Origin of the sequence: Fretibacterium fastidiosum (genome assembly GCF_000210715.1) — a bacterium.
GTDB lineage: Bacteria > Synergistota > Synergistia > Synergistales > Aminobacteriaceae > Fretibacterium > Fretibacterium fastidiosum.
On the sequence record NC_021038.1, the window covers coordinates 1,245,271 to 1,252,642 of the forward strand.

The following is a 7,372-nucleotide window of genomic DNA, read 5'->3' on the forward strand; positions in this document are numbered from 1 at the left end:
TGTGGCCTTGAGTTTTTCATTCATTCTTGCGTAGTCGAGGGCCGTTTTGCCCTCGTCGTTCTTTGCCTTTGCGTCCGCTCCCGCCTCCAGCAGCGCCGTCAGGGCTTTGGGGTTGGGGTTGTGTTGGGCCGCGAGCATCAAAGGAGTCCAACCCTCTTTGTTTTTGGCGTTGACGTCCGCTCCAGCCTTGATCAAGGCCCTCAGAACTTCCGGGGTGTTCTCGATCGCAGCAGCCATCAACGACGTCGCACCATATTTGTTTTTGGCGTTGACGTCCGCTCCGGCCTCCATCAAGACCCTCAGGGCTTCCGGGTTTGAGTTGTATCGGGCCGCAACCATCAACGGCGTCCACTCATCTTTCTGTTTGGTGTTGACATCTGCCCCCGCGTCCAGCAGCGCCGTCAGGATTTCCGGGTTTGAGTTGTTGTACGCAGCAAGCATCAAAGGCGTCAAATCAAATTTGTTTTTGGCGTTGACGTCTGCCCCCGCGTCCAGCAGCACCCTCAGGGCTTCCGGGTTCGAGTTGTATTGGGCCGCAAGCATCAACGGCGTCAAGCCATCTGTGCCTTTAACGTTGACCTCCGCTCCCGCGTCCAGCAGCGCCGTCAGGGTTGCCAGGTTTGAGTTGTTGTACGCAGCAAGCATCAAAGGCGTCCACCCATATTCGTTCTTCGCGTTGACGTCCGCTCCGTCTTGAATCAGCTGCCGCACCTTTTCGGGCCCTGCTTTGCCGGCTACCTCCAGGAGCTCTTCCGTCGTTCCGGCGCCTGCCTGCCCCCTGAAAAGCGTGAGCAGCAAGAGAGACAACGAGACAAACCCCAAAACGCTGCGAACGAGTGAAGTGGACTTTTTCCCCAAAGCGCCCTTCTCCCTTCTCCTTTTTCAGCGTCCGGCCTTTTCCGTCAGCAGCTTCAAGGCCCCTGTGTCCTTGAGTTTTTCGTTCTCCCCCGCGCAGTCGAGGGCGTTTTACCCCAAATGGTTTCAATCTTTTTGTTGCGTCTGGCCTGACAATCTGGCAAGTATTATAAACCGTATTCTAACGATGTTGGAAGGTATGGACCACGGCACTGGTTTATGACGGTGAAAAGGATACCCCAGTCCATCGCTCAAGTGCGGAGAAAGTTAACGGAGAACCTTGAGGAGTCCCATCGTCAGCACGGGGAAATAGGTAAAGAGCAAAAGACAGGCCACCATGGCGCAGAAAACTGGCACGATCTCGCGTGAGATGCTTTCTATATTCTCTCCTGAGATGGCTGAGGCGACGAAAAGATTGATGCCGTAGGGAGGAGAGATGAACCCGCAGGCGAGGTTCACGGTGATGATGAGCCCGAAGTGTATGGGGTCAATGCCAATGCTACGCACAACGGGCAGGAGAATAGGCGTCAGGATGATGACTGCGGCGATGTTATCCACAAAACAGCCGAGGACCAACAGGAAAAAGTTGATGATGATCATCAAGAGGAAAGGGCTTTCAGCGAAGCTTGTGAACCACTGGGCGATGTGCGCCGGTATCTGCGCCATGGCAAGATAGTTGGCGAACGCCATGGAGAGTCCAATGAGGAAGGACGTGGCACCGTTGATGAGTGCCGTGCTCTTAAGACAGTCATAGAGCGTTGCCATGGTCAGCTCACGGTAGACGAACTTGCCTATAAAGACGGAATAGGCCACGGCAACGACAGCAGCCTCTGTTGGGGTAAAGACGCCACCGTAGATGCCGCCAAGGATGATGACAGGGACCAGCAACGCCCAGAACGCCTCACGAAAGGCCTTGGCGACGGAGCTAAACTTCGGACGCTCGGCCATGCTGAGATAATGCCGCTTACGCGCCGTGAAGTAGCATACGAGCATTAGAGCAATGCCGATAATAATACCCGGCACAATTCCGGCAATGAACATATCGCCAATGGATGCCTTAGCGACGATGCCGTAGATGACGAAAGGGATACTCGGCGGGATGATGACGCCAATGGTCCCTGCCGCAGCGGTGATGGCCGCCGCAAACCCTGCGTCGTACCTGCGCTCCTTCATGGCTGGAATCATAAAGGAGCCGATGGCGGAAACCGTCGCGGGACCCGATCCAGATATCGCTGCAAAGAACATGCACGCCAGCACCGTCACCATGGCAAGCCCGCCGACGATCCAACCCACGAGGCTCTCGGCAAGGGTGACAAGGCGGCGTGAGATGCCCCCGCTGCACATCAGCGAACCCGCGAGGATGAAGAATGGTATGGCCAAAAGGGGGAAGGAGTCTAAGCCTGTAAACGCCTTCTGCGCAATCATAACCATCGGGATGTTGGACGTAAACAGCATCATGATCCAAGTTGAAAGTCCCAGTGTGATGCCGATGGGGATGCTGAATGCGATGGTGACGATGAGGATGGAGAATATCAGAATGGCCTCCATGTCACTTGCCTCCCTCTAACGGTTCTGTCGTGTCGCCGGATGGCTTCAGCTCCGTCGCCCTGACCTCGCCACTCTCAGCGTGTGAAAGGCCGTTTTTGTGGAGCTTCCATATTTCGACGATGAGGCGCACACACATCAACGCGCACCCTGCCGGGACGGCGGCGTAGGGCCACGTCATGGGCATGCGCATAGCGGCCGAAACCTGTCCTGCACCACGGATGAAGAGGACGAGTTTTGTACCGTACCATGTCAGAAAAAAGCTAAAGGCAAACCAGATCAGAAGGACAAGGTACTCGATCCATATTCGGGATGCCCCCTTGAACAGGTCCACGAGCATCTCCACCCGAAAATGGCTTCTTTCGCGCACGGCGTAGCTGGCGCCAACCCAGGAGAACCATAAAAATATGAAGCGAGCCAACTCCTCGCTCCACGAGAGCGAGTTTGCAAAGACGTAGCGCATCACAACCTGCACAAAAACGACGATGGTCATGATGGCAAGCGTCCAGACGCAGAAGTACTCCTCAAAGTTGTTGAGAAATTTTTTTAACGTCATGAAAAATAACCGTTCCTTTCACCGCGGAATCACCGGAATAAAAAGGCGCCCCCAGGGGGACGGGGGCGCCAATGGAACACGGGGAGCGCCTACTTCTGCACTTGCTTGATGATTTCCATCAAATCCTGTCCCAGCTCATCGGCGAACTGCGGATAGACCTCCGCCGTTGCCGCCACAAAGGGTTTTTTCTCTTCAGCCGTCAACTCGTTGGCGGTCATCCCGGCTTCGGTGACCTTTTTCTTGAAACTTTCCTCCTCTTCGGCCATGGCCTTGCGTTGCGCTTCCGTCGCATCTTTTGCGGCCTTCAACACCAAATCCCGCAGGGCCTCCGGCAGGCCGTCAATGAACGCTTTGTTGGCAATCAACACCTCGAAGGAAAAGACGTGGCCCGTTTCGGAAACGTACTTCTGGACCTCGTAAAACTTTCCGTCATCGATCATCGCATAAGGATTTTCCTGTGCATCCACAGTGCCTTGCTGCAGGGCCGTGTAAAGCTCTCCCCAACTCATGGGTGTGGGGTTGGCGCCGAGCGCCTTGAAGAACGCGATGTGCATCGGGTTCTCCATCGTGCGGATCTTCAGGCCCTTCATGTCGTCCGGCGTGTGAATGGGGTTACGGTTGTTGGTAACGTGACGGAAGCCATTCTCCTGGTAGCCCAGGATCAAGATGCCCTTCTCTGCCGTCAGCCCGTTCAGTTTCTCTCCAAGCACGCCGTCCACTGCGGCAAATGCGGCCTCGCGCGTCGTGAAGAGGTATGGCAGATCAAGCACCTGAATGCGCTTTTCAAAACCGGCCAGGACGGAAGAGGAGGGGATGGCCATTTGAATGGCGCCAAGCTGCACGCCTTCGCACAGCTCACGGTCCCCGCCAAGCTGGCCGTTAGGATAGAGTTCCACCTTAATTTTCCCCGCCGAGCCTTCTTCGATCTGCTTTGCGAAGACATCCTTCATCACCGTCATCGTCGGATGGGATTCAGAGCCGATGTACCCCAGCTTGATCGTATAATCTGCTGCCTGGACCCCTGAGGCTGCAATCAACACCAGAAGCGCCGCGCCAAGAAATTTTTTCATCGTATTTTTCCTCCTCAGTTATAAAATATATAAAGACGTTTTAAGAAGCGAAATCGATTCTTTCTTTGTTAAACTGATCCTTGCGCAATATTTTGTAAAGCTCTTAAGAAAGGCGCTCCAGCTTTTTGTTTCCCTCCACGCAGGGGAGAAGCGCCTCCGACACCTCAATGGTTTCCAAGTTTAACGTGTTTTTAATCCTCACGATTTTGAGGTTTGCCCGGTCCACCCCCCTTGCAAGCTGAAGGGCAAAGCGCACGGCCTCCTCCTCGGATTCCGCCGTGATGGGTATTTTGACGTCCTCAGGCGCCTTAACGGCCAGTGCGTTGGCGTACATGGACGGAAGGTCCAATTTCTCGAGGACGCGGCGCGTGATCACGTCAAAGAGTCCGACACCGATGGCGTTGCCGTGGGACGGGGCTGTGACATCCAGAAGGATCATACGCTTAATTTTCGGCACGGGAAGCACGAACTTCTTGAGGAGAGAACTGCGGCCCAGAACGTTGGGGTCGAACCCGGCGCCGGATATGTCCTTGCCGATCTCCTCGACGACCAACACGTCGATGTCGGGGAGCATCAACGTGGGCATGAGCCCCTTCGCCGTTTGCAGAAGCTCCTTCTCTCGTTCGACGATGTCCTCCACAGGCACAGCCTCGATCATGGCTGTTTCGTCATATGCGTTCTCAAGGATTGCGACGCCGAACCCAACAGGCGCACGAGCCATGACGATGCGCGCTGCCTCGATCAAGGTTTCCGCAAAACCCTCGAAGCTCGCTTCGTGTAAAGCCGAGCATCCCACGTGGTTGCCAAGCCCTATCGTCAACATCTTGCAAAGGCCGCTCTGGATGTCGCCGACGAAATCCGTGTGCAGTTTGACGCGGTTGATGGGCACGATGAGGTCTGCCTCAAGCGCCGCGGAATCGACCCACACCTCCAGCCCGCTTTTTGTCTTTCCGACGCGCGTCGCGTCTGGAGCCGTGATGATGGGAATGCCCATGGCGTTCTCCGTGATGCCGTAAGAATTCAGGATATGAAGTTGGCCCTCCTGAGTTCCCCCTCCGTGGCTTCCCATGGCGGAGACGATAAAGGGGTTGCCGCCCCAGCGCTGAATCTGCACCAACACCTCCTTCACGATCCGTGCAAGGTTTTTGATGCCGCGGCTCCCCACCGCTACGGCCACCCTTGCGCCCGGCTTAATCCTGTCCGCGATGCAGGCTTTTTCAAACTCGCGCCTGATTTGAGCCTCAAGGTCGTCAAGCCTCGGCCTTGAAAAGTGCTGCCGGACGCGGTGCATTTTGGGAAGAGGATAACGATAGGATTCATCGAGCAGTACGGGCATTTTCTCTGAGTCCTTTTCTCTCGTCCCCGCGCAGTGTGGGAGCGCTATTTTCCACTTTTCTGCACGCGGACTTCACCGGCATCCGCGTCAACTTCCACGTAATCACCATCCTGAATGACGCTGAATGGGTCCGCCTCTAGCCTATCGACCATTGTGCAGCCCACCATAACAGCGGCGGAAACGATGACGGGCTCCGTCTCTTTAATGATGATTGCGGACGGGAGATTGTGCTTCCCCCAGAGTTGATAGAACCCATCTACCTGCACCACGGAGCTGCCCTTGCCGGATTTGAGCGCTAAAATTTTGTTTGCGATGCATTTACCTTGAATCGCATGGTTGCGCTCTATGACGTTTCCCGTGATTGGGTCCGTAAGGTAGAAGCACATGGCGTCCCGAGAGACAATAGCTTCTCCCGCCGCTTTTCCTTTAACAATACCGCGGCATTTGTAGACCTTTATCTCGTCAGCCATCATACGAGCCTCCCCTTTATCGCGGCTTCAACGCACTCCGAGAGCCTGCGGATAGCAAAAGGCTGGCCGCGGCGCTCGCGGTAATAGGCACACTTCGGTGAGTCCGTAAGTCCCAGACTCCCCTCGAAGGACTTCCAACATGGCTCGTCGATGCAAGTATTCCCCACCATACGCACGCCAAGAAGCTCCAAGTGCTCGCGAAGGTGCGAGCGTTCCGCCAACTCTACAGCACCCGATTCTGCCAGTATCCAGAAAGCTGTATTATGATTAACTTTTCGCCCATTAAAGAGGCGTTCTACCTCAAGAAGCTGGCTGTAGGTGTAGTGCGGGCAACCTAACATGACGAGATTAATATCGCCTACAGCTGGTGTAAGCCTGTCCTCCTCTGCCTCAAGGTCCTTGTTTGTAAGGACGACCTCTGCTGCAGGAACCTTTCTTCCGCCGAAAGCCGACTCGACATCCGGCGCTTCCGGCGTGATTTTGACCATGTGGTACATCGCTACGGAGCCGCTGGTCGCGGCTTCGGCGCCGAAGTACAGGAAGTCCTCCGGTCCCGGCCTGACTTCTTTTTTAAATTTCAACACGGGAATGCGGGTGCCGGCTATGGGACCGACACAATGCCCTAGCATGCCCCAGTCGTAATGGTCCTTCATCTCAGCCTCGACCTCAATTAAGAAATCCCCGCGTCGGTTTTCGTCGATGTGGTATCCATAATAGGGCGTTTCACCGATTACCGCTGCAGCCAGAGCGCTGATGGAGGACTCTCGATTGGACCGGGCTCCTAGCGCTCCATTGACGTAGGGTGTCGCACTCGATTCGGAAAAGGCAACGTGTTCGCCGAAAAAGGGGACATTGGAGCAGACGCCGGGAGCACAATGGTATGTAAGTTTGGCACCTATCCTCCGGTAGGCATCACCCGTCCGGTTTGCAAGGTCCAACTCTTCCTTCGTGACGTCGTAGAACTTCGTGAGATAATCCGTATCCCAGTAGGGGTTGGTCGTGGGGGGCACGGCGCAGGTCGCCCCTCCATCGGCCAGAAGCTCACACCAGTAAGTGTCCCCCTCCTGTCCGCTGAGCGCCACATGGGCGCGCTTGATTGAAATAAGCTTCTCTGCGTCAAAGGTAAGGGCGAGCGCATAGAGCATTTCCATCGCTTTCTGCTTCCCGACGCCTTCAGCTCCGTCGAGTATTCGCTTTTCTTCGTCAGTAAGACGCATGATCAACTACCTTTCTCCATCTGTTAAACCTACTGTCTGCTTTCAGAACAGAACGGCCTCATAAATCTCCACCTCTTGGGGCGGGGGAACGTTCCGCTTCAAGTAGCAGCACCTTTCTTCGTGGAAAACCTGCTTAGGCAAAAAATAAATTGCCGTTATGCTCATTGACCACTGTTTTTGTTGCGAGTTTTATCGTAGAATCAGTTTAATTAATAATATTAAAATTGTCAAGCCACGTGTCGTTGCCCAAATCCACGGGAACGCAAAGCGCGGGCAAAGTAAAGGGCCAGGCAGAGGAAAAGTTTTAAAAAATGGGCTCTGTA

7 protein-coding genes are annotated in these 7,372 nt (G+C 54.9%); all 7 read right to left on the reverse strand.

Going from position 1 to position 7,372, the window contains the following annotated elements:
• Positions 1–798: ankyrin repeat domain-containing protein (locus tag SY1_RS05750; RefSeq protein ID WP_208873039.1), on the reverse strand; the 798-nt coding region annotated here is incomplete at its 3' end.
• Positions 799–1,122: 324 nt separating this feature from the next.
• Positions 1,123–2,403: a TRAP transporter large permease gene (locus tag SY1_RS05755; RefSeq protein WP_015556460.1), complete on the reverse strand. Its 1,281-nt coding sequence runs from the start codon at positions 2,401–2,403 to the stop codon at positions 1,123–1,125.
• Position 2,404: 1 nt separating this feature from the next.
• A complete protein-coding gene (locus tag SY1_RS05760; RefSeq protein ID WP_015556461.1) occupies positions 2,405–2,956 on the reverse strand; it encodes a TRAP transporter small permease in 552 nt (183 codons plus the stop codon).
• A gap of 89 nt (positions 2,957–3,045) precedes the next feature.
• Positions 3,046–4,026, reverse strand: coding sequence for a TRAP transporter substrate-binding protein (locus SY1_RS05765; protein ID WP_015556462.1), 981 nt, complete (start codon positions 4,024–4,026; stop codon positions 3,046–3,048).
• A 103-nt stretch (positions 4,027–4,129) separates the two neighbouring features.
• Entirely contained in the window at positions 4,130–5,362 is a 1,233-nt protein-coding gene (locus SY1_RS05770) for a nickel pincer cofactor-dependent isomerase, group 22 (RefSeq protein WP_015556463.1), read from the reverse strand.
• Between the two features lie 44 nt (positions 5,363–5,406).
• The gene (locus tag SY1_RS05775; RefSeq protein ID WP_015556464.1) at positions 5,407–5,832 is read right to left on the reverse strand and encodes an aconitase X swivel domain-containing protein; all 426 of its coding nucleotides are present in this window, start codon (positions 5,830–5,832) and stop codon (positions 5,407–5,409) included.
• The gene (locus SY1_RS05780) at positions 5,832–7,049 is read right to left on the reverse strand and encodes an aconitase X catalytic domain-containing protein (protein ID WP_015556465.1); all 1,218 of its coding nucleotides are present in this window, start codon (positions 7,047–7,049) and stop codon (positions 5,832–5,834) included. The genes SY1_RS05775 and SY1_RS05780 overlap by 1 nt, the downstream gene beginning before the upstream one ends.
• Positions 7,050–7,372: the final 323 nt, after the last annotated feature.